This window comes from Leucobacter sp. OLIS6 (assembly GCF_002752355.1).
Lineage (GTDB): Bacteria > Actinomycetota > Actinomycetes > Actinomycetales > Microbacteriaceae > Leucobacter.
In genome coordinates this window covers 54,873-79,421 of record NZ_MRAV01000014.1, presented here as the reverse complement: position 1 = coordinate 79,421, position 24,549 = coordinate 54,873, and the positions used below count along the sequence as shown (strand labels likewise).

The 24,549-nt window shown below is 71.0% G+C and carries 27 protein-coding genes; 8 read left to right on the top strand and 19 right to left on the bottom strand.

Annotation, left to right across the window (positions count from 1 at the left end; all coding sequences use genetic code 11):
• Window positions 1–3: 3 nt before the first annotated feature.
• The 3 genes from rplT to infC form a co-directional block, all read right to left on the bottom strand.
• Window positions 4–387 carry a 50S ribosomal protein L20 gene (gene rplT, locus BMH31_RS10495; protein ID WP_046455885.1) on the bottom strand — a complete coding sequence of 128 codons (384 nt, stop codon included), beginning with the start codon at window positions 385–387 and terminating at the stop codon, window positions 4–6.
• A gap of 42 nt (window positions 388–429) precedes the next feature.
• Complete coding sequence (gene rpmI / locus BMH31_RS10490; protein ID WP_024356294.1) at window positions 430–624, bottom strand: 50S ribosomal protein L35; 195 nt, start codon at window positions 622–624, stop codon at window positions 430–432.
• Between the two features lie 90 nt (window positions 625–714).
• Entirely contained in the window at window positions 715–1,320 is a 606-nt protein-coding gene (gene infC / locus BMH31_RS10485; protein ID WP_084821131.1) for a translation initiation factor IF-3, read from the bottom strand.
• Between the two features lie 259 nt (window positions 1,321–1,579).
• On the opposite strand from infC, the gene BMH31_RS10480 reads away from it, so the two are divergent.
• A complete protein-coding gene (locus tag BMH31_RS10480) occupies window positions 1,580–1,975 on the top strand; it encodes a DUF1844 domain-containing protein (RefSeq protein ID WP_099725274.1) in 396 nt (131 codons plus the stop codon).
• A 79-nt stretch (window positions 1,976–2,054) separates the two neighbouring features.
• On the opposite strand, the gene BMH31_RS10475 is transcribed toward BMH31_RS10480, so the two are convergent.
• The gene (locus BMH31_RS10475; RefSeq protein WP_099725275.1) at window positions 2,055–3,122 is read right to left on the bottom strand and encodes an aldo/keto reductase; all 1,068 of its coding nucleotides are present in this window, start codon (window positions 3,120–3,122) and stop codon (window positions 2,055–2,057) included.
• Between the two features lie 26 nt (window positions 3,123–3,148).
• Window positions 3,149–3,586, bottom strand: a complete 438-nt coding sequence (locus tag BMH31_RS10470; protein WP_099725276.1) for an Lrp/AsnC family transcriptional regulator — start codon at window positions 3,584–3,586, stop codon at window positions 3,149–3,151.
• 79 nt (window positions 3,587–3,665) lie between these two features.
• Between BMH31_RS10470 and BMH31_RS10465 the strand changes: the two genes are divergently transcribed.
• Together BMH31_RS10465 and BMH31_RS10460 are read left to right on the top strand one after the other, a co-directional pair.
• Window positions 3,666–4,436: an AzlC family ABC transporter permease gene (locus BMH31_RS10465; protein ID WP_099725277.1), complete on the top strand. Its 771-nt coding sequence runs from the start codon at window positions 3,666–3,668 to the stop codon at window positions 4,434–4,436.
• Window positions 4,433–4,762, top strand: a complete 330-nt coding sequence (locus BMH31_RS10460; protein WP_099725278.1) for an AzlD domain-containing protein — start codon at window positions 4,433–4,435, stop codon at window positions 4,760–4,762. The genes BMH31_RS10465 and BMH31_RS10460 overlap by 4 nt, the downstream gene beginning before the upstream one ends.
• Here the strand turns inward: BMH31_RS10460 and BMH31_RS10455 are convergent.
• Window positions 4,759–5,814: a lipase family protein gene (locus BMH31_RS10455; protein ID WP_143469851.1), complete on the bottom strand. Its 1,056-nt coding sequence runs from the start codon at window positions 5,812–5,814 to the stop codon at window positions 4,759–4,761. The two genes, BMH31_RS10460 and BMH31_RS10455, sit on opposite strands and share 4 nt — an antisense overlap.
• A complete protein-coding gene (locus BMH31_RS10450) occupies window positions 5,811–7,274 on the bottom strand; it encodes a M28 family peptidase (protein WP_099725280.1) in 1,464 nt (487 codons plus the stop codon). The genes BMH31_RS10455 and BMH31_RS10450 overlap by 4 nt, the downstream gene beginning before the upstream one ends.
• 87 nt (window positions 7,275–7,361) lie before the next feature.
• Between BMH31_RS10450 and BMH31_RS10445 the strand changes: the two genes are divergently transcribed.
• Window positions 7,362–8,384, top strand: a complete 1,023-nt coding sequence (locus tag BMH31_RS10445; protein ID WP_099747392.1) for an AsnC family protein — start codon at window positions 7,362–7,364, stop codon at window positions 8,382–8,384.
• A 10-nt stretch (window positions 8,385–8,394) separates the two neighbouring features.
• Here BMH31_RS10445 and BMH31_RS10440 read toward each other — a convergent pair whose 3' ends face one another.
• From BMH31_RS10440 to BMH31_RS10435, 3 genes are all read right to left on the bottom strand, one after another.
• A complete protein-coding gene (locus BMH31_RS10440; protein WP_099725282.1) occupies window positions 8,395–9,735 on the bottom strand; it encodes an MFS transporter in 1,341 nt (446 codons plus the stop codon).
• Between the two features lie 155 nt (window positions 9,736–9,890).
• Complete coding sequence (locus BMH31_RS15420) at window positions 9,891–10,040, bottom strand: methionine/alanine import family NSS transporter small subunit (protein ID WP_143469849.1); 150 nt, start codon at window positions 10,038–10,040, stop codon at window positions 9,891–9,893.
• Window positions 10,037–11,668 carry a sodium-dependent transporter gene (locus tag BMH31_RS10435; RefSeq protein WP_099725283.1) on the bottom strand — a complete coding sequence of 544 codons (1,632 nt, stop codon included), beginning with the start codon at window positions 11,666–11,668 and terminating at the stop codon, window positions 10,037–10,039. Before BMH31_RS10435 ends, BMH31_RS15420 begins: the two co-directional genes overlap by 4 nt.
• Before the next feature lie 132 nt (window positions 11,669–11,800).
• On the opposite strand from BMH31_RS10435, the gene BMH31_RS10430 reads away from it, so the two are divergent.
• A complete protein-coding gene (locus BMH31_RS10430; RefSeq protein WP_099725284.1) occupies window positions 11,801–12,655 on the top strand; it encodes an alpha/beta hydrolase in 855 nt (284 codons plus the stop codon).
• A gap of 30 nt (window positions 12,656–12,685) precedes the next feature.
• Here BMH31_RS10430 and BMH31_RS10425 read toward each other — a convergent pair whose 3' ends face one another.
• The 6 genes from BMH31_RS10425 to BMH31_RS10400 form a co-directional block, all read right to left on the bottom strand.
• A complete protein-coding gene (locus BMH31_RS10425) occupies window positions 12,686–13,588 on the bottom strand; it encodes an SseB family protein (protein WP_099725285.1) in 903 nt (300 codons plus the stop codon).
• A gap of 11 nt (window positions 13,589–13,599) precedes the next feature.
• A complete protein-coding gene (gene priA / locus BMH31_RS10420; RefSeq protein WP_099725286.1) occupies window positions 13,600–14,352 on the bottom strand; it encodes a bifunctional 1-(5-phosphoribosyl)-5-((5-phosphoribosylamino)methylideneamino)imidazole-4-carboxamide isomerase/phosphoribosylanthranilate isomerase PriA in 753 nt (250 codons plus the stop codon).
• Window positions 14,353–14,378: 26 nt separating this feature from the next.
• Window positions 14,379–15,011 carry an imidazole glycerol phosphate synthase subunit HisH gene (gene hisH / locus BMH31_RS10415; protein WP_099725287.1) on the bottom strand — a complete coding sequence of 211 codons (633 nt, stop codon included), beginning with the start codon at window positions 15,009–15,011 and terminating at the stop codon, window positions 14,379–14,381.
• The gene (hisB, locus tag BMH31_RS10410) at window positions 15,008–15,616 is read right to left on the bottom strand and encodes an imidazoleglycerol-phosphate dehydratase HisB (protein WP_046455872.1); all 609 of its coding nucleotides are present in this window, start codon (window positions 15,614–15,616) and stop codon (window positions 15,008–15,010) included. The genes hisH and hisB overlap by 4 nt, the downstream gene beginning before the upstream one ends.
• 10 nt (window positions 15,617–15,626) lie before the next feature.
• Window positions 15,627–16,778, bottom strand: coding sequence for a histidinol-phosphate transaminase (locus BMH31_RS10405; protein ID WP_241898246.1), 1,152 nt, complete (start codon window positions 16,776–16,778; stop codon window positions 15,627–15,629).
• Window positions 16,779–16,840: 62 nt separating this feature from the next.
• Window positions 16,841–17,284, bottom strand: a complete 444-nt coding sequence (locus BMH31_RS10400; protein ID WP_099725288.1) for a LysM peptidoglycan-binding domain-containing protein — start codon at window positions 17,282–17,284, stop codon at window positions 16,841–16,843.
• Window positions 17,285–17,550: 266 nt separating this feature from the next.
• Here BMH31_RS10400 and lexA point away from each other — a divergent pair, with 266 nt between their 5' ends.
• The 3 genes from lexA (at window position 17,551) to lipA (ending at window position 20,091) form a co-directional block, all read left to right on the top strand.
• The gene (lexA, locus tag BMH31_RS10395; RefSeq protein ID WP_099725289.1) at window positions 17,551–18,216 is read left to right on the top strand and encodes a transcriptional repressor LexA; all 666 of its coding nucleotides are present in this window, start codon (window positions 17,551–17,553) and stop codon (window positions 18,214–18,216) included.
• 100 nt (window positions 18,217–18,316) lie between these two features.
• Window positions 18,317–18,979 (top strand): lipoyl(octanoyl) transferase LipB, encoded by a 663-nt coding sequence (gene lipB, locus BMH31_RS10390; protein ID WP_099725290.1) that lies wholly within the window; start codon window positions 18,317–18,319, stop codon window positions 18,977–18,979.
• A gap of 149 nt (window positions 18,980–19,128) precedes the next feature.
• Window positions 19,129–20,091, top strand: coding sequence for a lipoyl synthase (gene lipA, locus BMH31_RS10385; protein ID WP_099725362.1), 963 nt, complete (start codon window positions 19,129–19,131; stop codon window positions 20,089–20,091).
• Window positions 20,092–20,098: 7 nt separating this feature from the next.
• On the opposite strand, the gene BMH31_RS10380 is transcribed toward lipA, so the two are convergent.
• Genes BMH31_RS10380 through metE form a run of 3 tightly spaced genes read right to left on the bottom strand, consistent with a single transcriptional unit; the run spans window position 20,099 to window position 24,527 of the window.
• Window positions 20,099–20,998 (bottom strand): methylenetetrahydrofolate reductase, encoded by a 900-nt coding sequence (locus tag BMH31_RS10380; protein ID WP_099725291.1) that lies wholly within the window; start codon window positions 20,996–20,998, stop codon window positions 20,099–20,101.
• Complete coding sequence (locus BMH31_RS10375; protein WP_199068550.1) at window positions 20,995–22,176, bottom strand: hypothetical protein; 1,182 nt, start codon at window positions 22,174–22,176, stop codon at window positions 20,995–20,997. The genes BMH31_RS10380 and BMH31_RS10375 overlap by 4 nt, the downstream gene beginning before the upstream one ends.
• Window positions 22,173–24,527, bottom strand: coding sequence for a 5-methyltetrahydropteroyltriglutamate--homocysteine S-methyltransferase (metE, locus tag BMH31_RS10370; protein ID WP_099725292.1), 2,355 nt, complete (start codon window positions 24,525–24,527; stop codon window positions 22,173–22,175). The genes BMH31_RS10375 and metE overlap by 4 nt, the downstream gene beginning before the upstream one ends.
• Window positions 24,528–24,549 lie beyond the last annotated feature (22 nt).

Sequence of the window (24,549 nt, the reverse complement as noted above, 5' to 3'; positions counted from 1 at the left end):
TGCTTAGGCGGCCTTGGGCGCGTTGACGTCCTCGGGGAGGGCGTTCTTCGCGACCTCGACGAGCGCGGCGAAGGCAGCGGGCTCGTTGGTGGCCAGCTCGGAGAGCATGCGACGGTCGACCTCGACGCCGGCCAGGGCGAGGCCCTGGATGAAGCGGTTGTAGGTCAGGCCGTTGGCACGGGCGCCAGCGTTGATGCGCTGGATCCACAGGCGACGGAAGTCGCCCTTCTTCTTGCGACGGTCGTTGTACGAGTAGACGAGCGAGTGGGTGACCTGCTCCTTGGCCTTGCGGTACAGGCGCGAACGCTGTCCGCGGTAGCCCTCGGCACGCTCGAGGATGACGCGACGCTTCTTGTGGGCGTTGACGGCCCGCTTGACTCTAGCCATTTCAGTTCTTCCTTACGAAAAGTCTCGGGTGGAGGCGGCCGATTAGTGGCCGAGGAGCTTCATCGCCTGCTTGGCATCGCCCTTGGCGAGCACCTGCTCGGCGTTCAGACGGCGCTTGCGCTTCGAGGACTTGACCTCGAGGTTGTGGCGCATGCCGGCCTGCTGCTTCATCAGCTTGCCGGAACCGGTGAGCTTGAAGCGCTTCTTGGCCCCCGAGTGGGTCTTCTGCTTGGGCATCTCGATTTCTCCTTGTTGTGTGCGCGCCGCCCGAGGGCGGCTGCGTCGTGAGCGGCGCGGCCCGTTCAGCGGGCGGCCGCAGATCTGTGATTACGCGTCCGCGGAATCCGAACCGTCGACCTTCTCGGCACGACGGGTGGCCTTCTCTTCGGCACGGCGGGCGTTCTGCTCGGCCTTCGCCTCGGACTTGTTCTTCAGCGGGGCGATGACCATCACCATGTTGCGGCCATCGATGCGCGGGGTGCTCTCGACGGTGCCGAACTCGGCGATCTCCTCGGCGAAGCGCTGCAGCAGACGGACGCCCATCTCAGGGCGGGACTGCTCGCGGCCGCGGAACAGGATCATGGCCTTCACCTTGTCGCCCTGCGACAGGAAGCCGATGGCACGCTTCGTCTTGGTCTCGTAGTCGTGCTTGTCGATCTTCAGGCGGAAACGGACCTCCTTGAGGACCGTGTTGGCCTGATTGCGTCGCGCTTCCTTGGCCTTCTGCGCGGCCTCGTACTTGAACTTGCCGTAGTCCATGATCTTGGCCACGGGCGGCTTCGAGTTCGGGGCCACCTCGACGAGATCGAGATCGGCGTCAGCTGCGAGACGCAGCGCGGTTTCAATCGGCACCACGCCGACCTGTTCGCCACTGGGACCAACCAGTCGCACCTCGGGGACGCGGATTCGCTCATTCGTACGGGGATCGCTGATCGCCGGCTCCTCTGTTCAGGGAATTCGTTCGCTTCGCCGGAGGCTTCCGGTGGAGCAAATCGGAGGCAGAGGATCGGGGACGCATGCGCGTTCCCACACCCTTTTCAGCTGCTGCGACTGCTGTCGCGGCGGGGTGTCAACTACCCGGTAACCTTGTTGAGCGGTGCCGGGTGGGAGGATATCCACTTCCGAAGCCTCGGCGGAGTGCCGAGAACCTTCAATAGCCTAGCACACGAACGCAGCACAGAGACAGGACAGCATGAGCGACACGCAGGCCACCCCCGATCACACCCACGCAGACGCATCGAGCGCAGAGGCCGATTTCGCCGATCAGGCGGTTCGCGACATCGCCGACGTCGCCGCGGTCGAGGTGATCACCACCGCCGCCGTGCACCTGCTGAGCGCCGCCGCGGTCAAGGTCGGCCTCGCCGACGAACCGAACGCGGACGAGATGGTCGACCTCGACGAGGCGCGCAAGCTCATCAATGCGCTCGCCGGCCTCATCACGGCCGCCGCTCCCGAGGTCAGCGACATGCACGCGCGCAGCCTGCGCGACGGACTGCGCTCGGTCCAGCTGGCGTTCCGCGAGGCTTCCCCGATTCCTGACGCCCCCGGCGCCGGCCCCGGGGAGAAGTACACCGGCCCCGTCATCTGACGCGCAGTCGACGCACCGAGCGGGCCCGGGATCGGAGATCGATCCCGGGCCCGCTCGCGTGTCTCACGCTTCAGTGCGCTTACCAGGAGCCGAACAGCGGCACCTCTCCGCCCTGACGCGCGTCTCGCCAGAGGTCGACGGCCCCCTCGGGGGTCGCCCCATCGAGCAGCTCGTCGATCTCGGCGAGCTCGGCGGCGTCGAAGTCCAGGTTCTCGAGCGCGCGCCAGTTCTCGTCGAGCTGCTCCAGTCGGCTCGCACCGACGACGAGGCTCGTGACGCGCGGATCCCGCAGCGCCCAAGCCAGCGCGAGCTGGGCGAGCGACTGCCCGCGGCGTTCGGCGACGGCAGCGAGGCCGCGCAGGCGCTCGCGCAATCGGTCGGTCAGCAGCTCGGTGTTCAGCGATCCGGCCCCGTCTCCCCGCGATCCCGCGGGGATCTCGCCGAGGTACTTGCCCGTGAGCAGCCCCTGCGCGAGCGCGGTGAACCCGATCACGCCGAAGCCGGCCTCCTCGGCGACGTCGAGCAGCCCCTCGGTCTCGATCCAGCGATTCAGCATGCTGTACGACGGCTGGTGGATGATGATCGGCGTCCCGAGCTCGCGCATGAATCCGGCGAGCTCGCGCGCGGCCTCCGCCGAGTACGACGACATGCCGACGTAGTGCGCGCGTCCCGAACGCACGATGTGGTCGAGCGCCGCGGCGGTCTCCTCCAATGGGGTGCGCGGGTCGGGCCGATGCGTGTAGAACAGGTCCACCCGGTCGGTGCCGAGGCGTTCGAGCGAGCGGTCGAGGCTGGTGACGAGGTGCTTGCGGCTGGCACCCGCACCGTGATGCCCGGGCCACATGTCCCACCCGGCCTTGGTCGAGATGACCACCTCGTCGCGGTGCGCAGCGAGATCCCGCCCGAGGATCCGCCCGAAGTTCTGCTCGGCCGAGCCGTAGGGCGGTCCGTAGTTGTTGGCGAGATCGAAGTGGAAGATGCCCCGATCGAATGCGCCGAGCACCAGCTCGCGCTGCACCTCGTGGGGCCGGTCGTCGCCGAAGTTCTGCCAGAGGCCGAGCGACAGCAGCGGCAGGTGCAGGCCGCTGCGGCCGACACGGCGCACGGGGGTTCGGTCGTAACGGGAGGTCGCTTCCGGAAGGCTCATGCCCCGATGCTAGCTCCCCAGCCCGGTCACTCCCCCTTGATGTTCTTCATGGCGAAGTGCGAGCTGACCTTGCCGACGCCGGGCACCGACATGATCCGCTGCGTGAGGAACGCCTCGTACGCGACGAGATCAGCGGCCTGCACCCGCAGGAAGTAGTCGGGGGTGCCGAAGAGCCGTTTGAACTCGGCGACCTCGGGGTGCGCGGCGACCTCGCGTTCGAATCCGCTGACGATTCCGGCTTCCTGCGTGGCGAGGTCGACGTGCAGGATCACCTCGAACGCCCGCCCGATGGCTTCCGGCGCCACCACCGCGCGGTATCCCCGGATCACGCCGCTCTGCTCGAGGCGCTGCACCCGGCGCAGACAGGGGCCGGGTGTGAGCCCGATCCGGGCGGCGAGCTCGACGTTGCTCACCCTGCCGTCCCGTTCGAGTTCGGCGATGATTGCACGATCCAGAGCGTCCACGCAACCATCTTGCACGATCGGGCGCGGATGCGCCCGCATCGGCACGCACATTGCGCGGCGAATGCGACAGGATGGTCGCATGCCCGGCGCGACGACTCCTCAGACCTCCGCCGCGCCGAGCGGCCGCGCCGCGCAGATCCGCGCGGGTCTCTCCGATTCGTTCGGCGTCGGCCTCGGTATCTTCCCGCTCGGCATCGCCCTCGGCGTGCTCGTGATCCAGGCGGGGCTCCCCTGGTGGCTGGCGCCCGCGCTCTCGATCGGCATCTTCGCGGGATCCGTCGAACTGCTGCTGGTGACCATGCTCGCCGCCGCGATGCCGCTGGTCACGATCGCGGTCACGGTGCTCGCGGTCAACTTCCGCCACGTGTTCTACCCGCTCTCGTTCCCGCTGGGCCGGGTTTCGCCCGGCCTCCCCCGCGCATACTCCGTCTACGCGATGATCGACGAGGCGTACGCGACGTACGTGCTCATGCAGCCCGAGCGGCTCTCCTCCGCGCGCATCGTCACGATGCAGCTCGCCTCGCAGGCCTACTGGGTCGGCGGGGGCCTCGTCGGCGTCGTCTTCGCGCAGCTGCTGCCGCATCCGATCGAGGGCTTCGAATTCGCCCTCTGCGCACTCTTCATCGTCATGTCGCTCGACGCCGCCCGATCGAAGCGCGAACTCCCCTCGATCCTGCTCGCCGGTGTCGCCGTCGCCGCGGCGCTGATCGCATTCCCGGCGCAACCCCTGCTCCCGGCGCTCGTGCTCTACGCCGCGCTGCTCACGCTGCGATTCTTCTGGAACCGACGCCGCGCGGCCGGTAGCGCGTCCGGAACCGGCGCCGATACCGGGCCGGAGGACGCAGCATGACCCCGAGCACCGGGTACCTCATCGCGGCGGTCGCGATCTCGGGGGCTATCACCCTCGCGCTGCGCGCGCTCCCCTTCGCGATCCTGAAGCCCCTGCGCAAGTCCCGCTTCGTGCAGGCGCTCGGCCGCTGGATGCCCGCGGGGATCCTCCTGATCCTCGCCGTCGTAGTGCTGCACGAGCAGGGCACCGCGCACCCGGGCCGCATCATCGCGCTCGGCATCGCCTCCTCGGTGACCGTCGGCGTGCACCTGCTGTTCCGCCGCCGAGCGCTCCTGAGCATCGCGGCGGGAACCGCGTGCTACGTCGCGCTGGTCAACCTGCTCTAGACGGCGAAGCGATCGGCGATCCACCCGGCGGCCTCGGAGGGCGCGTTGTCCGCGCGCATCACGCCCGAGTGGTGCGTCGGCCACCAGCGGCTCGTCAGTTCGAACCCGGCACGGCGGTACCCGCGCAGCAGGGCCGCGGTCAGCGGAGCAGGCGCGACCTCGTCGAGCAGTGCGGCATCGATGCGCAGCGGCGGCTGATGCTCCACGGGATGCAGCAGGCCGACCTCGTTGCGGGCGAACGACGCGAAGAGCCGCTCCCACAGTTCCGCCTGCCTCGGGCCGCCGATCCCCGAGGGCGCGATCCCGCCCCAGGAATCCGGCGCGATGAGCTCGACGAGCGTCCTCTCGCCGAGATCGCCCCATGCCTCGCGAGCCCGGTCGCTCAGCCCGTCCTGCTCGATCAATTGTTTCAGCCCCGGGTCCTCCTCGGCGGCTCCGCTCAGCATGAGCCCGATGAGCGCCGAGACCGTCCCCTTTCCCGGCATGGCCACGCCGAAGCGACGCGCGAGGGCGATGCTGCGATCCATGCGCGTGACCGGAGCGAACACCGCGGTGCCGAGCAGCCGGGCGTCGGGATCCGGTGCCGGCGCGACGGAGGCGAACAGCGCCGCAACGGCTCCCTCCGAATGGCCGGCCAGCACCCACCGGTCACCGAGGCGCTCGTCGACGCTGCGGCGAGCGCGCATCGCGGCGAGCATCGATTCTCCGAGGGAGGCGCCGATCAGGTAGGGGTGCGTGCCGCTCGACCCGATCCCCTCGTAGTCGGGGCGCAGCACCGCGATCCCCCGGCGCAGCAGGCGGGCGCAGAGGGCGTCGCCCTGCGAGATGCGCCGCCATTCGACGTGGGCGGGGTGCGCGCGGCTGGGCGCGGCCGCGTCGGAGCCTCCGGTAGTCATGTGACCGAAGACGACGACGGGGTATCCGTCATCGGGCGGTGCGGTGTCGGGCAGGTGCAGCAGACCGGTCTGCTCGTGGGTTCCGCCGTGCAGGGTCCGGGCGGGGAAGGCGATCGCGCGGCCGGGCAGCTCCTGCTGCGTGGGATCGGGGGTCACCACCGCCCCCTCGGCAGGCGTCGCCGGATCGGCGTCGGCACCAGCCCCAGGGTGGATCCTCGGCGGGCCTCGGCGTCGTCGATCACGTCGGCGAAGAATCGGGCGACGGGGACGAGCTGCTCGGTATCGATGCGATCGATCGTATCGGCGTCGTCGTAGAGGTACAGCGGGCCCGAGACGAGGCTCACCGTCGGCACGCCCGCGACGAAGGTGAAGGAGGCGTCGGTGGGGATCCCGTTCGCGGACGCCTCGAGCGCGGCGGCGCCGAGCAGGCTCGTGGAGACGAGCCGGTGCCGGCGCACGAGCTGCGCGATGCGGCGGGTGAATGCGGGATTGACGTTGAGGAAGATGCCGCGGGGCTCGGTCTCGGACACTGATTCGAAGCCGCCGTCGGCTCCTCGCACGGCGCGGAGCCCGACGTGCTCGATGGTGGTGTTGAGCACGATGTTCCAGGGCGCGTCGGGGGCGAGCACGTTGCGCCGCGCGAAGTCCATGTGGGCGTGGTAGCCGGTGAAATGGGTGTCGAAGGTGATGAAGAGCAGCGTCTTGTCGCGCTGCTCACCCGCTCGGGCACGCGCTCCGAAGTGTTCGGCGAGGGCGATGACCTCCGCCGTGCCCGACGCGTCCTCGACCGCCCCGGGGCTGACCGAGTCGTGGTGGGACTGCACCATGATGGCGTCGCGGGTGCGGCCGGGCAGAACGCCGAGCACGGTGCGGGAGACGACCCGTTCGCGCCGGACGTCAAGCACGAGCCGGCCCGTCGCGAGTCCGGCGGCGTCCGCGGGTCCGGCGGCACGAGCGGTTCGCGCTCCGGCGAGGCGGCGGCGCAGGTCTTCGCCCGCAGATCGCGTGATCCACACGCCGGGCAGCGCGAACAGCGTTCGCCGGTAGTACTCGTTGTGGTACCGGTGGGACTCGGGGTAGTCGCGGAGCACGCCGATGAGCCCGACGGCTCCCGCCCGCATCGCCTCCCGCATGACGCGCGCGAGCGTGGTCACGTAGGGGTTCCTGCTGCCGAGCACCTCGCGTCGACGCACCAGGCGGTCCGGATCGTAGAGGTACCGCGTGAGCGGGAGGGTGTGCGCGGTGGTCATGGTGAAGGCGAGGTCGAAGAGCACGATTCTGCCGCGGACGTCGTGCTTGCGGACGGGATCCGCGCCGATGTCGACGATCGGGGCGTCGAGCCGGTGCTCCGCGGCGCCGGTCCAGTCGTGGCTCGCCAGTCCCGAGTGCAGGATCGGCGAGCATTCGAAACGATGCCCGCCGACCTCCAGTTCGTGCGCCGTGCTCCGCCACGCATAGGAGTCGACCTCGAGGGTCTCGGTGTCGAGGCCGGCCGCGGCGAAGCGCTCGGCGACGTATTCGGCGGCGCGGGCGCCTCCCGGGGTTCCCGTCGCCCGCGGCGCCATCGACACGAGGTCCTCGATCGTACGGAAGATCTCGGGTGTTTGCAGATTCATACGCAGAGCGTAAGACTATGGGCAGTTCTGAATCAGAAGCACGCGTGATCCGTCACTGGTCACCGAGAGACAGGTTGATTCCTGCAGATGAACGCGACTATTCCCTGCCCTGCCACGGCACCGCCGCGCCTGCTCGACGAGCTCGATCTCTCGATCGTGCACGCGCTGCAGATCGATGCGCGCGCCCCGTGGACCCGGGTCGCCGCCGCCGTCGGCGCGGACAGCGCGACGGTCTCGCGCCGGTGGGAGCAGATGCAGGAGGAGTCGCTCGCCTGGCTGACCTGCTGGCCGCAATCGGCGCAGTGGGAATCGAGCACCGACCTGGCGATGGTGCTGCTCGGCGCCGACTCCGACCTCGATGCGATCTGCGCGCAACCCTGGGCCTTCTCGGTCGATGAGACCTCCGCGGGCGTCGTCGCGCTCGTGGCTGCCCAGTCCGGTCTCCGCGGACTCGGCAGCCGGGTGCAGGAGCTCGCCGAGCTCGCGGCCGGGCCGGGCGGTGCCCACGACGGGAGGACCCCGCGCATGCACGTCGTTTCCGCGGTGCTCGCCGAGGATTCCTCCTGGCGCACGCGAGCGCTCGACGCACGCGGGCAGCGGATCATGGCGGGTGAACCGGGCGGCGCAGGAGGATCCTCCGCGCGCCCGCCGAAGCCGGAGGTCGTCGCCGAGCTGCTGGAGGCGCTGGGCGAGGATCCGCGCATGAGCGCGGCGAAGCTCGCCGGGCACCTCGGCGTCTCGGAGGCGACGGCGCGGCGCACGGTGGAGCGCTCCGCAGGACGCCTCGGACTCGGCTGCGACCTCTCCTCGTGGGCGGCCGGACTGCGGCGCGGCGCGATGCTCTGGGCCCGTTCCCCGCAGTTGCACACCGCGGGCGCGCAGGCGCGCTGGCTCCCCCAGTCGTACCGGGCCCTGCAGGTCGTCGGCCCCGCGCCGCTCTGCATCAGCGTGCGGGCGACGACGCTGACGGCCTTGCCCGAGCTCGAGCACGCGCTCGGGGACGGGATCGAGATCGTCGACCGTTGGACCGTGCTGGGCGCGCGCAAACGCAACGGACGTCTGCTCGACGACTGGGGCCGCGCGCTCGGCCGCGTCGACGTGCGCTGGTGACCGCGGGCGCTCAGCCCGCGTGCTCGGCTGCGCTCCGAGCCGCGCGCTCCCGGAGCTCCGCGTCGAGCCGGTACCGCGACAGCGGCACCAGGCTCAGCGCGCACAGCACCGCGGGAACCGCGGAAACCCCGATCACGATGGCCCAGCGAGCCGAATCGGATTGCACGACGGCGCTCCCCACGCCCTCCGCGTAGCCGCCGATCCCGAGCAGCAGGCCGAGCAGCGCCGGTCCCAGCGCGAGCCCCAGCAGTTCGAAGCCGGACCACAGACCGGAGATCATGCCGATCCGGTTCACACCCGAGCGGCGCGCGTCCTCGGCCGCCACGTCGGGCAGCATGGCCAACGGGAAGATCTGCGCACCCGCGTACCCGACGCCCACGACCGCGGACGCCGCGTAGAGGGCGACGAGCGAGCCCCCGCTCGTCCCGACGAGACCCAGCAGGCCGATCGACATGATCACCGTGGCGACGGCGAAGCCGCGCTGCTTGCCGATCCGCACGCCGACCCTCGACCAGAGCGGCGCGAAGAGCACCGCGGGTCCGACGAAGCAGACGAACGCGAAGGTCGCGGCGCCGGGGTCGCGCACCACGTGGCGCGCGACGTAGACGACCCCGCTGAGCACCATGCCGATCGCGACGGCCTGCAGCACGAACGCGGCCACCAGCCGTCGGGTGTCGCGGTCGCGGAGCACCACGCCGAGCTGCTCGACCAAGCGCCCGCCCGCCTGCTCCTCGCGGGTGAGCCGTACGCCGCGCGTGCCGAGCCACAGGCCGAGCGCTCCGCAGAGGATCAGCACCGCCATCACGGCCGCCATGATCCGGTATCCCGTGACGCCCTCACCGATGTCGACCAGCATGGGCGCCACCGCGCCCGACACGAGGATCGCGAGACTGAACACCGCCACCCGCCAGGTCGTCAGCCGGGTCCGCTCGGCGTAGTCGTCGGTGATCTCGGCGGCCATCGAGAGGAACGGCACCTGGAAGAAGGCGTACACGGTCGCGCAGACGAGCGAGATCAGCAGCACCCAGAGGCCCGCCAGCAGCGGAGGCGCGACCGGTCCCACGAAGATCAGGACGAACACGACGGCGAGCGTCGCCCCGGCCCGGATCACGAACGGCCGTCGACGGTCGGTCGGATGCGTCGAACGGTCGCTCACCCGGCCAGCGATGGGGTTCAGGAGGAAATCCCAGGCCTTCGGTGCGAACACGATGAGTCCGGCGAGCGACGCCGCCACGCCGAGGTGGTCGGTGAGGAACGGCATCAGGATCAGTCCAGGCACGGTGCCGTAGGTGCCCGAGGTGATCCCGCCGAGCGCATAGCCGACGCGAACGCGGGGAGACAGCTGTGTCATGCCCCGATGCTAGGGGGTCGCTCAGATCTCGGACGAAGCCTCAGCGAATCAGGCATTCGGCCAGGCCTCATGCGTGGATTCCTTCAGGTCGCCCGTTCCGACGGGCCGAAGCGCGTGCGCCCGCCCGCGCCCGAGCGGACCTGCCGGATCGGCGCCTACTCGAGGCGCTCGCCGGCCCGATCCTCGCCGCCGGCGGGGTACGCATCGACCTCGCCCTTGCGCGACAGCGCGATGGTGCTGCCGACGAGGCCGCCCCAGATGATCACGGTCGCGAGGACCAGGAACACGATCGCGATGGGGGTCATCGCGCACCCCCCTCGTTCGTGGCGGCTCCCGCGAGCTCCGCATCGGCCCCGGTCAGACGAAGCGTCGACCGCTGCCCCGGCACCTCGGGCCACGGCGTGAAGCGGTCGGGGTCGTAACGCCACCTGCTCGACGTGAGCAGCACCGAGCCCAGGATCATGGCCGCGACGACGCCCCAGCCGAAGATCGCGACGTAGGACGGCGCGTAGCCGCCGTAGGGCTTGGCGATGAGGCCGTCGGGCCCGAACACGGTGACGAGCAGCATGTAGCCGAGCACGAGGGGTCCGAGGAGCGAGACGAAGAATCGCCAGGTGCGGCCGACCCTGAAGGTCGAGAGGGCGCTCAGGTGCCCGGAGAGCTCGCGTCCGGAACGACGGATCCAGAGCACGGTGATCGTCATCGCGACCGCGGAGCCGACGATGCCGATGTTGTTGGCGAAGTTGTCGATGGTGTCGAGCGCGATGAGGCCCGTGCTCGTACCGAAGAGCACGACGGAGACGACCGCGAGCACGCCGCCGATGCCGTACACCGCCTTCTTGCGGCTCAGGCCGAACTTGTCCATGATCCCCGCGAGGATCACCTCCATGATCGAGATCAGCGAGGTGAGGCCCGCGAGCACCAGGGCACCGAAGAAGAGGGCGCCGAAGAGCTGGCCGCCCGGCATCTCGGCCGCGATCGCAGGGAAGGTCATGAACGCGAGCCCGACGCCCGTGAGCCCCTCGAGGTCGCCGACGGCGACGCCCTGCTGGTGCGCGAAGAACCCGAGGGTGGCGAACACGCCGATGCCCGCGAGGATCTCGAACGAGGAGTTGCCGAAGGCGACCACGAGGCCGGGCGTCGTGAGGTTCGACTTGCGTCTGCGGTATGACGAGTAGGTGAGCATGATGCCGAAGGCGACCGAGAGCGAGAAGAAGATCTGGCTGTAGGCCGCGACCCAGACGCTCGGGTTCGCGAGCGCTGCGAAGTCGGGCGTGAAGAGCGCGTTGAGGCCTTCGGCGGCTCCCGGCAGGAACAGCGCACGCACCACGAGGATCAGGAAGCCGACGACGAGCAGCGGGATCGCGATCATGTTGAGGCGCTGCACGCCCTTGACCACGCCCGCGCCCAGCACGACGAGCGTGACGACCCACATCAGCACGAGCGGGATCAGCACCGAAGGCACGAAGGCGAGGCTGAACAGCGAACCGTCGGCGGGCATCTGCAAGTAGTCGCCCGTGAAGAACCCGGCCGCGTCCTTGCCCCACTTGAGGTCGAACGAGAACACGAAGTAGCTGCCGGCCCAGGCCAGCACCGCCGTGTAGTAGATCGCGATGAACACGCAGATCATCACCTGGAACCAGCCGATGCCCTCGCCGAACTTGCCGGCGATGCGGCGCAGCGCGAGCGGCGCGGAGCCGCGGAAGCGATGCCCGATGGCGTAGTCGAGGAACAGGATCGGGATGCCCGCGGTCAGCAGCGCGACGAGGTACGGGATGAGGAACGCGCCCCCGCCGTTCTCGTAGGCGACACCGGGGAACCGCCAGATGTTGCCGAGGCCCACGGCGGAGCCGATGGCGGAGAGGATGAAGCCGATCTGGCCCGTCCACTCGGCCCGGGCCGGAGCGGCCTGGTTCGTGGTCGTCTGGGTCACGTCGCTGGATCCTTACGCGGTTCGGGCCTCGGACGGCCGTTTCTCGCCCGAGGGCTCCCGGGCATGCGGAGAGCGTAGCAGGACCGCGGGCCCGTTTCGGTCTCGGGTGACGCGGTTCTCTAGGCTGGTGTGATGACTGCTCCGACTCACTTCTCCGTGCGCACTCCCGACGGCCGCACGCTCGCCGGGGCGAGCTTCGGCCCCGCCGACGGCGAGTCCGTCCTCTTCATCGCCGGCGCCGCGACCGGCAGGAGCATGGCGTTCGGCGAGGATCTGCTCGACACGCTCGGGGTGCGGCTGCTCACCATGGACCGTCCCGGCATGGGTTCCTCGGACGCGGACCCCGGCCGCACGCTCGCCTCGACCGTCGACGATTACCGGGAGCTCGTCTCGGCGGCGCTCGGAGACGCGGAAGCGCGCGTGCCCGTGGTCGCGAATTCCCAGGGCGGAGTGTTCGGGCTGGGCGCGGCGGTAGCCGGCTGGGCCTCGAGGCTCGTGCTCGCCTCCCCCGCCGATGAGCTCGCGCACCCCGCGATCCGTGCGATGCTGCCTCCGGAGGCGACCGGGCTCGCCGTTCTCGCCCAGCAGGATCCGGCTGCGGCGGCCGAGGTGCTCGCCGGGTTCGATGCGGAGGCGATGGAGCAGATGGTGCTGGGCGGCTCGGGCCCGGAGGACCGCGCGTTCTACGCCGCACCCGAGTTCCTCGAGCGCTATCGCTCCGCGCTGGCCGAGGGCTTCGCGAACGACGGCGCGGGCTACGTCCGAGACACGCTCATCGCGATGCGCGCCTGGAACCTGCCGTTCGATCGAATCCGGGTTCCCGTCTCGGTGCTGTTCGGTGTGAAGGACCTCACCCACTCGCCCGATCACGGCGAGGTGCTCGCGTCGCGCATTTCCGGGGCCTCGCGCACCGTCTTCGAGGACGCGGGCGGCGCGCTCCTGTGGACGCATGCGCGCGCGGTGCTCGAAGCCGCGCTCGACCGTTGAGCTGCGGGCCTCGGCGCTCGGCGGCCGCGGTCAGCCGCTGATCGGGCGCACGCGCAGCGAGTCGACCCGATCGGCGATGACGGCGGACGCCGTCCAGCGCTCCTGCATCCGCTGCAGCAGCTCGGCGAGGGCGGCGCGGTCGACGCCGTTCCCGGCGTGCGCGAGCCGGATCCGCACATCGACCTCGGCGTCCAGCAGGCGTCCCTCGAGGTCGCCCGGCGCGAGCCAGATCGCCTCGACCATCGGCTCGCCCGCGGCCGACTCGGCGAACGCCCGCGAGACGTCGGGGTCGGCCCAGGCCGGCAGCACGCGCTCGCGCAGCGCGAACGCCTCGAGCGCCGTGCGGCGCACGCCGAACTCGCGCTCGGGGGTGCCCGGGTCGATCATGAGCAGGTCGGTGCCCTCCTGAGCCGCCGCGACCGCGGCCTGCACTCCCGGGACCGGGATCGGGCGGGCCTGCGGGTTCCAGGCCGCGAGCGTCTCGGTGGAGCTGAAGATCGGCAGCACCGAGCGCCCGTCGGGCGCCGCGACCGTGACGATCGACAGCTCCTGAGTCTTCTCGACGGTGCGCCCCTCGGGCGTGACGCCGAGGTCACCGGCCTCGGCCAGCATCGGCACGAGGAAGCGCTGCCCGCCGAGGGCGGCGATCGCGTCGGCGTGGGCGTCGGCCAGCACGGCGAGCGCGTCCCAGTAGTCCCCCGCGGTCGCGACGCCGTGCGTGCGGCGCGCGGCCGCGCGGACCGCGTCGATCGCCGCAGCGGTCTCGGCGGGCGTCATGCCGTCGTCGTCCGCGAACGCGGTCTCGTGGTGGTCGAAGGTGCGCCCGGCCCACGGGAAGCCCGCGGAGTCGCCCGCGCCACCGGGCACCAGGCTCTCGGGGACGCCGGTGGACCTCGGGGCGTCGCCCGTCGAGGGGAGCTTCTTGATCGCCATGCCCGCGACGCTCAGGCCGAGCGGCCGGCCACGTCGAGCGCCGCGCCGAGCGTGAACGCTCCGTCGTAGAGCGCCTTGCCGATGATCGCGCCCTCGATGCCGCTCGGCACCAGCTCGCGCAGCGCAGAGAGGTCGTCGAGGTTCGAGATGCCGCCCGAGGCGACGACGGGTCGGTCGGTCCGCTCGCAGACCTGGCGCAGCAGGTCCACGTTCGGGCCGCGCATGGTGCCGTCCTTGGTCACGTCGGTCACGACGTAGCGCGGGCAGCCGGCGTCCTCGAGGCGCTCGAGCACCTCCCAGAGGTTGCCGCCCTCCTCGGTCCAGCCCCGTGCGGCGAGGGTCTCGCCGCGCACGTCGAGCCCGACAGCGATGCGGTCGCCGTGCCGGGCGATCGCGTTGCGCGTCCACTCGGGGTTCTCGAGCGCCGCGGTGCCGAGGTTCACCCGGCGCGCACCCATCTCGAGCGCGGCCTCCAGGCTCGCATCGTCGCGGATACCGCCAGAGAACTCGATGTTGACCTTCCCCGCGCGCTTCATGATCTTGTGCGCGACCGCGACGTTGCTGCCGCGCCCGAAGGCCGCGTCGAGGTCGACCAGGTGGATCCACTCGGCGCCCTGTTCGATCCAGTCGAGCGCGGCGTCGACCGGGCTGCCGTAGTTGGTCTCGGTGCCGGCCTCGCCCTGGGTGAGGCGCACGGCCTTGCCGTCGACCATGTCGATTGCGGGAAGCAGCTGCAGCTGGGGGCCCTCGGCGAGCTCCGTCATGTGGGGGTTCCTCTTCTCGGGAGTGGTCAAAGCGTTTCGAGCCAGTTGCGCAGCAGCCGGATCCCGGCCTCGCCCGACTTCTCGGGGTGGAACTGCGTGGCGCTCAGCGGACCGTTCTCGACGGCGGCGACGAAGCGCTCACCGTGCTCGGCCCAGGTCACCTTCGGCGCGGTCGCGGGACCGCGGCCCTCGAGCGTCCACTCGGTCGCCGCATAGCTGTGCACGAAGTAGAAGCGCTCGCCTTCGAGGCCGCGGAACAGCACGGAGTCCGCGGGCGCCTCGACCGTGTTCCAGCCCATGTGCGGCAGGCGCGGGGCGTCGAGTTCGCGCACCGTGCCCGGCCACTGGCCGAGCCCCTCGGTCTCGATGCCGCGCTCGACGCCGCGATCGAACATGATCTGCTGTCCGACGCAGATGCCGAGCACCGGCCGCCCGCCCGCCAGACGGCGGTCGATGAGCTCGTCGCCGCGGACGTCGCGGAGCTGCTGCATCACGGCATCGAACGCGCCGACGCCGGGCACGAGCAGCCCGTCGGCCGCGGCGACGCGCGCCGCGTCGCGGGTCAGCTCGACCTCGGCCCCGGCGTGCTCGAGGGCCTTGACGGCCGAGTGCACGTTGCCCGAGCCGTAGTCGAGCACCGCCACGGTCGGACGGCTCACAGCGCCCCCTTGGTCGAGGGGATGCCCGCCACGAACGGGTCGATGGTCTTGGCCTGACGGAAGGCGCGCGCGAAGGCCTTGAACTCGGCTTCGGCGATGTGGTGCGGGTCGCGCCCCTCGATCAGCTTGAGGTGCACGGTCAGGCGCGCGTTCAGCGTCAGCGCCTCGAAGAAGTGGCGCACCATGCTGCCGGTGAAGTGGCCGCCGATGAGGTGGAACTCGAAGCCGGCAGGCTCGCCGGAGTGCACGAGGTACGGGCGGCCCGAGATGTCGACGACGGCCTGCGCGAGCGACTCGTCGAGCGGCACGAGCGCGTCGCCGTAGCGCGAGATGCCGCGCTTGTCGCCGAGCGCCTCGAGGATCGCCTGTCCGAGCAGGATCCCCGTGTCCTCGACGGTGTGGTGCACGTCGATGTGGGTGTCGCCCGTGGCGCGCACCGTGAGGTCGGTGAGCGAGTGGCGCGCGAACGCGGTCAGCATGTGGTCGAAGAACGGCACGCCGGTCGACACGTCGGCGTCGCCGGAACCGTCGAGGTTGACGTTCAGGGCGATCTGGGACTCACTCGTGGCGCGCTCGAACTGCGCGGTACGCGGGGCTGCGGTCATGATCTCGATCCTACTTGGCGGGGTCCGCGCCGGCGCCGCCCGGGCCGAGCGCGGCGATGGCTTCGATGACGGCCGTGGTCTCGGCGTGCGTGCCGGCGGTGATGCGCAGGTGTCCCTCGATGCCGAGGTTGCGGATCAGGATCCCGTCGGCGCGGAGCGCTTCGAAGGTCGCCGCGGGATCGGTGAACCCGCCGACGAGGAGGAAGTTCGCCCCGGAGGGGTGCACGGTGTAGCCGAGCTCGACGAGCGCGGCCTCCAGGCGGTCCCGCTCGGCACGGATGTCGGCGACGGTGGCGAGCATCTCGTCGGCGTGCCAGACCGCGGCGGTCGCGGCTGCCTGGGTCAGGGCGGACAGGTGGTAGGGCAGCCGGACGAGTCGCAGCGCGTCGACCACCGCGGCATCGGCGGCGAGGTAGCCGAGCCGCACGCCCGCAAAGGCGAAGGCCTTGCTCATGGTGCGGGAGACCACGAGCAGGGGGCGACCGGGCAGCAGGGTGACGGCGGTCTCGTGCTCGGCGTCGAACTCCTGGTACGCCTCGTCGACCACGAGGATCCCGCCGTACTCGGCGATCACGTCGTACGCGGCGACGATCGCTTCGCGCTCAAGCGGGGTACCCGTCGGGTTGTTGGGGCCGCACAGGATCGTGACGGTGGGCCGGTGCTCACGGATCGCCGCCACGACGAGTTCGGGGGTCAGCGCGTAGTCCGCGGGGCGCGGGACCGGGATCCAACGGGTGTCGGTGCCGTCGGCGAGCAGCGGATACATGGAGTAGGTCGGAGTGAAGCTCAGCAGGCTGCGGCCCGGACCGCCGAAGGCCTGGAGCAGCTGTTGCAGTACCTCGTTGGAGCCGTTCGCAGCCCACACCTGTTCGGCGCGGAGGCCGTGCCCCAGATAGCCGGCGAGTGCGGTGCGCAGGCTCATGAATTCGCGATCCGGGTAGCGGTTGACGCCGCGGACCGCTCGCTCCAGTTCGGTGATGATGTCGGCGATGACGGCCTCGGGCAGCGGGTGCGTGTTCTCGTTGACGTTGAGGCTGACCGGCACGGGGTCCTGCGGAGCACCGTACGGATGCTTGCCGACCAGGTTGTCGCGGAGCGGCAGATCGCCGAGCTCGATTGCGGACGGCGAGGTCGTGGGCACGGATGCGGGCTCAGAAGTCACTGATCCAGTCTACGGGGAGGCCCGACGCCCACGCTGCCGAGTTACGCCGCGCTCGCGGGCTATTATGCCCCGGCGGCGAGCTCGGCGTTGGTGCCGATGCCGACCTCGGAGGCGGGCACGACGCCCGTGGCGTGCGAGTAGCGCAGGGGAACCGCGACCGGCTGCCCTGCCTGCACGCCCGACCCATCGAGCTGGTTGAGCTGCACGATCTCCGCGATCAGATCGCGCGGGTCCGCCTGGGAATCGAGACGGGTGGCCACGGCCCAGAGGGACTCGCCGGGCTGCACCACGACGTAGCCGAAGTCGGCCGGACGCCCGTCGACGTTCGCCTGCGCCTGCGCGGAACCGAACACGGCCACACCGGCGAGGAGCGCCGACACCGCCAGCGTCGCGAGAGCGCCGAACACCCGGCGGCCGCGGCGCGTCAGACGCAGGCGGCTCTTCGCGGCAGGGGTATGCGCGTCGGTGTGGTGATCGATCGTTGCACTCAGTTCTCGTGCGCCCATGATCGGCTCCTCTCGTACTTCGACGCCGACCCGCGGTCGAACATCTGTATCGAATATACGTTCGATACTCGAAACCCGCAACCCCCGATTCGAATCTGTGACCGATATTTTTCGGCGACACTCGAACGTATGTTTGCCGCGGAACCGGCCCGCGAACTAGGGTTTCGAACACCGGTAGTCACTGAACCACCGACTACCGACATTCATGATCGGCACCGGAGCGCACCGCCCCGATCGCCCGAGCAGCACCCGGAGAGAAGGCCCAGATGAGCGAGACGACCCAGAGCCGCCCTCCGAAGCCGCTCACCGAGAAGCAGCAGGCGATCCTCGAGTGCATCGCCCGCTCCGTCGAGTCCCGCGGGTACCCGCCGAGCATGCGCGAGATCGGCGACGCCGTCGGACTCTCCTCGCTGTCGAGCGTCACCCACCAGCTCACCCGGCTCGAACTCGGCGGCTACATCCGCCGCGACCCGAACCGCCCCCGGGCCCTCGAGATCCTGGTCGAGCTCGCGCAGACCTCGCAGTCCCTCGGCGACGCCCCGCAGCAGCAGGTCGAGGAGGCCGCGTACGTTCCCCTCGTCGGGCGCATCGCTGCGGGCGTTCCGATCACCGCCGACCAGCAGGTCGACGAGATCGTCCCGCTCCCCCGGCAGCTCGTCGGCGACGGGCAGCTCTTCATGCTCAAGGTCGTGGGCGATTCGATGATCGATGCGGCCATCTGCGACGGCGACTTCGTCGTGATCCGACAGCAGCGCGATGCCGAGAACGGCGACATCGTCGCCGCCATGCTCGACGGCGAGGCCACGGTCAAGGTGTTCCGCCGTCGCGACGGCCACACCTGGCTGCTCCCCCGGAACAGCGCGTTCGAGCCGATCCTCGGCGATCACGCCGAGGTGCTCGGCAAGGTCGTGGCCGTGTTCCGCTCGGTCTGACGACCGAGCGACACCGCCGAAGGAAGCGTCGGGGCAATGCGCCCCGGCGCTTTTTCGTCGTTTTTGATTATTTGCACTCAGTCCATCTATTCTGTGAGGCATGTCCGAGACGATCGCGCTCCCCCGATTCCGCACGCACGAAGCGGGCCTCGCCGCACCGATCCCCTACGAAGACGGCCTCGCACTGCAACGGGAGGCCGTCGCCCGCATCGTCGACGACGGTGACCGCGGCACTCTGCTCCTGCTCGAGCACGAGCCGGTCTACACCGCCGGACGACGAGCGCTCCCGGAGGAGTTCCCGAACGACGGCACCCCGGTGGTCCCCGTCGACCGCGGCGGCAAGGTGACCTGGCACGGCCCCGGCCAGCTCGTCGCGTATCCGGTGATCCGGCTCCGTGAACGCCTCGGCGTGGTCGACTTCGTCCGCGAGCTCGAGCAGGCGATCATCGACGTCGCCGCGGAGTTCGGCGCGCACGGATTCCGCGTCGAGGGCCGCTCCGGGGTCTGGGCGGACACCGGAGCCGTCGCCCCCGCCAAGTTCGCGCAGATCGGCCTGCACACGAGCGGCGGGATCGTCACCCACGGCCTCGCGATCAACTGCAGCAACTCGTTGGATCCCTTCGCCGCGTTCATCCCCTGCGGCATCACCGACGCCGGCGTCACGACGCTCAGCGGGCTCGTGGGCACCGAGATCCTGCCCGCTCAGGTCGCCCCGCCGCTCGCGACCCGGCTCGCCGCGGCCTTCGCGGAGGTCGCCGAGTGAGCGCCCGCAACATCGGCACCCCGCTCTCGGAGGTGCTCGCGGCAGAGCAGCCCGCCGACCGGCCCGTCGCCGCACCCGCCGGTGGATGCGGCGGCGGGCATTCCGCGACGCCGCCGGCCGGGACCGGTCCGGCGGTCGAGGGACGCCGCCTGCTCCGCGTCGAGGCGCGCAATGCCGAGACGCCGATCGAACGCAAGCCCGAGTGGATCAAGACCCGGGCCCGCCAGGGTCCGGAGTTCCGCGACGTCCACTCGCTGGTGAAGCGCGAGGGCCTGCACACCGTCTGCCAGGAGGCCGGCTGCCCGAACATCTACGAGTGCTGGGAGGACCGCGAGGCGACCTTCCTCATCGGCGGCTCCATCTGCACGCGCCGCTGCGACTTCTGCATGATCACCTCCGGCAAGCCGCTGCCGCTCGATCTCGACGAGCCGAGACGCGTCGCCGAGTCCGTGCGCACCATGGGGCTGCGCTACGCGACCATCACGGGCGTCACCCGCGACGACCTCCCCGACACCGGCGCCTGGCTCTACGCCGAGACGATCCGGCAGATCCACGAGCTGAACCCGGGCTCGGGCGTAGAAGTGCTCGCCGACGACCTGGGCGGCCGACCCGAGGATCTGGAGCAGGTGTTCGAGGCCCAGCCTGAGGTGTTCGCGCACAACCTGGAGACCGTCCCCCGCATCTTCAAGCGGATCCGACCGGGCTTCCGCTACGACCGATCGCTCGGTGTGATCGCGCAGGCGCGCGAGGCGGGCATGATCACGAAGTCGAACCTGATCCTCGGCATGGGCGAGGAACGGCACGAGATCACCTCGGCGATGCACGAGCTGTTCGACGCGGGCTGCGACATCCTCACGCTCACGCAGTACCTGCGTCCGTCGAAGCTGCACCACCCCATCGACCGTTGGGTGCGCCCCGAGGAGTTCGTCGAGCTCAGGACGGAGGCCGAGTCCATCGGCTTCGCCGGGGTGCTCGCCGGCCCGCTCGTGCGCTCCTCGTACCGGGCCGGGCGTCTGTGGGCGCAGACCATGTCCGCGAAGGGCCGCGAGGTGCCCGAGCACCTGCGGCACCTCGCGGAACGCGCGGCGGAGAGCTACCCGCAGGCGGTGTGACGGGGGCTCAGCCGACCGGCGCGAGCAGGTTCAGCTCGCGCAGCACCGCGAGCACCTGCTCGTGCCGGTTGAAGGTGTACAGGTGCACCGAGGGCGCGCCTCCGGCGAGCAGTTCACCGGCCAGGCTGATGGTGTGCTCGACGCCGAGCTCCGGCGCGTAGCCGCCCGCCTCCTCAAGCGCGCGTTCGAGCGCCGCCGGCGCCGGCCGTCCCGCGAGGGAGGCGACCTTGCGCAGCTGGGCGCTCGTCGACACGGGCATGAGCCCGGGCAGCACGGGGATCCGCAGGCCGGCGTCGCGGGCGTCGGAGACGAACGACAGGTATTCCTCCGCCTCGAAGAACAGCTGCGTGATGGCGAACTGCGCCCCCGCCTCCTGCTTCGCGACGAGCCAGTCGAGGTCCTCGGAGCGCGAGCGCGACATGGGGTGCCCGTTCGGGTACGCCGCGACGGCGGTCCGACCGACGCTCGTGAGCGCCGGGCGCTCGGCGCGCGCCTCGGCGATCAGCTCGGTGAGCTCGAGCGCCGACAGCGATCCCGAGACCAGCGGGTCATCTTCGGTCGACCCGCGCGGCGGGTCGCCGCGCAGCGCGAGGAAGTCGTGCACGCCGGCGTCCATGATCCCGTGGATCGTGGCGCGCACGGCCTCCCGAGTCTCGCCGACCGTGGTCAGGTGCGCGAGCGGCAGCGCGTCGGTGTGATCCCGCAGGTACCGCAGCAGGTCGAGCGAGGCGTCGCGGTTCGAGCCGTTCGCGCCGTAGGTCACCGAGATGAAGTCCGGCCCGGCGGCCGAGAGGTGCTGCACGGCGTGGCCGAGCGCCAGCGCCGCGGCCCCGCTGCGCGCGGGGAACACCTCGAACGAGAACCGGGCGCGCGTGGGCGCGCTCCCCGTCAGCAGGGTCGCGTTCATGCGGCGGCTCCGCTCAGCTCGGCGGCCGCGAGGGCCGTGCCGCGCACGCGTGCGGCGATTTTCGCGAAGGCGACGTCGCGGGCGAAGTCCGGCGATCCGTGCCGGGGCTTCTCGTCGATCAGATAGGGCGAGAATCCGCAGTCGTCGGTCGAGCCGAGCAGCTCGGGCGGGATGAACCGCGCAGCGCGCACCAGCTGATCCCGCACCTGATCGGCGGTCTCGAGCTTCGGGCTCGTCGGGTTCGTCACGCCGACGAGCACGCGGGGCGCGGGCGTTTCGGAGGCTGCGCGCCGCCGGAGCTGCGCGCCGACGAGCCGCGCGACACGGTCCGGTTCCGGTTCGCTCGCGGCCTGCACGAGGAAGTACCCCGCCTCGATCTGCAGCAGCTCGGGGATCAGCTCCGCGTAGTCGACGTCGGCGGAGTGCACCGAGTCGTTGTCGTTGCCCGGACAGGTGTGCACTCCGACAGCCGCGCGCTCCTCGGGGGCGAGCTCGGCCAGCACCCGGTTGAAGAGTTCGATGAATCCCCCCAGCGCGTCCGGTCCGGCCCACGGGGCGCGGAGGTCGCGCCGCAGCGCGAGCCGCCCCTCGGTGAAGTCGATCGAGACGCGCGCGGCGCCCGCCGCGAAGCAGCGGCGGATGTCCTCCGCGCAGCCCGCGACGACGTCGTCCAGGAACTCCGCTCGCGAGTAGTCCCCGAGACCCGCTTCCGGCACCATGAGCGACAGCATCGAGGGCGAGATCACGGCCTGCTTGAGCGGCAGCGCGGTGAGCTCCCGCGCCGCGGTCACATCGTCCGCGGCCCAGGCGCGGTACCGGAACGGCCCGCGCGCGAGGCTCGGGATCACCCGGTGGTGCCCGTCGGCGAACACCGCGAACACCGGCCCCTCGCGCACATCGCCCTCGGCGCCGCCGGCACCGAGCGGGTAGCTCGCGAAGCTCTGCCGGCGCTGCTCGCCGTCGCTGATGATCGGCGAGCCGGTCGCCTCGAACCGTGCCAGGGTGTCGCGCACGGCGCGATCCTGTTCGGCGCGGAGCTCCGCGGCCGGGAGCTGACCGATCTCGGCGTCGAGCACCGCCCGCTGCAGGCCGGCCGGCCGCGGCAGGGAGCCGACCGGCTCGGTCGGCAGCACGCCGCCGACCGGCCAGCTCGCGGGACCGGAGGGTTCCCCGCTCACGCCGTGCCCGTGGCGCCGGCCTGCTCGGCGCGGACCGCGCGGGCCGCCTGCACCAGGTTCGTCAGGCTCGCCACGGTTTCCTCGTAGCCGCGGGTCTTGAGGCCGCAGTCGGGGTTGACCCAGAGCTGCTCGCCCGGGATGCGGGCGGCGGCGATGCGGATCAGCTCGGTCTGCTCCTCGATGCTCGGCACGCGGGGCGAGTGGATGTCGTAGACGCCCGGTCCGATGCCGCGCGAGTACCCGTGGTCGCCGAGCGGCTCGACGACGTCCATGCGGCTGCGGGCCGCCTCGATCGAGGTGACGTCGGCGTCGAGCCCGTCGACCGCGTCGATGATCTCGCCGAACTCCGAGTAACACAGGTGCGTGTGGATCTGCACGTCGGAGGCGGCGCCGCTCGTCGCGAGGCGGAACGCCCCGACCGACCAGTCGAGGTAGGCCGCCTGACGGTCGGCGTCGAGGGGCAGGAGCTCGCGCAGCGCGGGCTCGTCGACCTGCACGATCTTGATCCCCGCGTCGACGAGGTCGTCGATCTCGTCTCGCAGCGCGAGCGCGACCTGCGCGGCCGTGTCGGCGAGCGGCTGGTCGTCGCGCACGAACGACCAGGCGAGGATCGTGACGGGGCCCGTCAGCATGCCCTTGACGAGGTGGTCGGTGAGCGACTGCGCGTAGGCCGACCAGGCGACGGTCATGGGCGCCGGACGCGAGACATCGCCCCACAGGATCGAGGGCCGGGTGGCGCGCGTGCCGTAGGACTGCACCCAGCCGTTCTCGGTCACGGCGAAGCCGTCGAGCAGCTCGGCGAAGTACTGCACCATGTCGTTGCGCTCCGCTTCGCCGTGCACCAGCACGTCGAGGCCGATCTCCTCCTGCAGGCGGATCACGCGCTCGATCTCGGCGCGCAGGAAGCCGTCGTAGGCGTCCTGGGCGATCTCGCCGCGGGTGAACGCGGCGCGCGCCTTGCGGATCTCGGTGGTCTGCGGGAACGAGCCGATGGTGGTCGTCGCGAACGCCGGGATGTCGAGCGCGCGCTGCGCCTCGCGGCGGGCCTGCTCGGCGTCGCGGGTGCGGTCGGCGTCGGTCACTGCGTCGACGCGATCGCGGATCGCGTCGACGCGCACGCCCGGCGCTGCCGCGCGGTCGGCGAGGATCGCCGAGGTCTCGGCGAGCTCCGCCTCGATCGAGTCGGCACCGTGGCGGAGGCCTCGGGCGAGCACGGCGACCTGTTCGACCTTCTGGTCGGCGAAGGCGAGCCAGGAGCGGAGTCGCGCGTCGAGCTTCGTCTCGTCGTTCACGTCGTGGGGCACGTGCTGCAGGTTGTTCGAGGTGCCGACGACCACGTCGATCCCTGCGAGCTGCAGATCCTGCACCACGCCCGACGCGATGCGGAGGTCGGTGCGCCAGATGTTGCGGCCGTCGACGACGCCCGCGACGAACTGCTTCTTGTAGAAGGCGCTCTCGAACTCGCCCGAGCTGAACGCGCCGTGCGGCAGCGTGCCGCGCACGAGGTCGGCGTGCACCGCCTCGACCGGCAGCGCCGCGATGCGCAGCAGCGAGGCCGAGGAGTCCCCGTAGGGCGTGGTCAGGAGGATCTGGGGCCGGTTCTCGAGCGCTCCGAGCACGCCGTACGCGCGCTCGACGAGCGCGGCGGTCTCATCGCGGGTCACCGACAGCGAGTCCGACACGAGTGCGGGCTCGTCGAGCTGCACCCAGGTGGCGCCGGCTGCGGCGAGCGCACCGAGCAGCTCGGCGTAGACCGCGACGACATCGTCGAGCCGGTCGATCGGCGCGAAGCCCTCGCCCGCGGCATCGGACGCCTTCGCGAGCAGCAGGTAGGTGACGGGGCCGACGAGCACCGGCCGGGTCTCGATGCCCTGCTCGCTCGCCTCGGCGAACTGCGCGACGAGCGCGGTGGCGTTCGCCTCGAACGGGGTCTTCTCGTCGATCTCGGGGACGCTGTAGTGGTAGTTCGTGTCGAACCACTTGGTCATCTCGAGCGGCTGGTGATCCTTGTCGCCGCGGGCGAGCGCGAAGTAGGTTGCGAGGTCCGTCGCATCGTCCGCGAAGGCGACGTCGGCGAAGCGGGCCGGGACGGCCCCGAGCGCGAGGGTCGCGTCGAGCACCTGGTCGTAGAAGCTGAAGCTCTCGGGGATCGCACCGCCCGTCGCGGGCAGGCCGAGCTCGACGAGGCGCGCGCGGGTCGCGGCGCGCAGTTCGCCCGCGGTCTCGAGGAGCTGCGCCTCGGTGAGGTCGCCCTTCCAGTAGGCCTCGACGGCGCGCTTGAGTTCGCGCCGGCGGCCGATACGGGGGTACCCGAGGATGGTGGCGTTCGGGAGGGGCTGCGTCGCGGGCATTGGAGTGTCCTTCGCGTGAGAT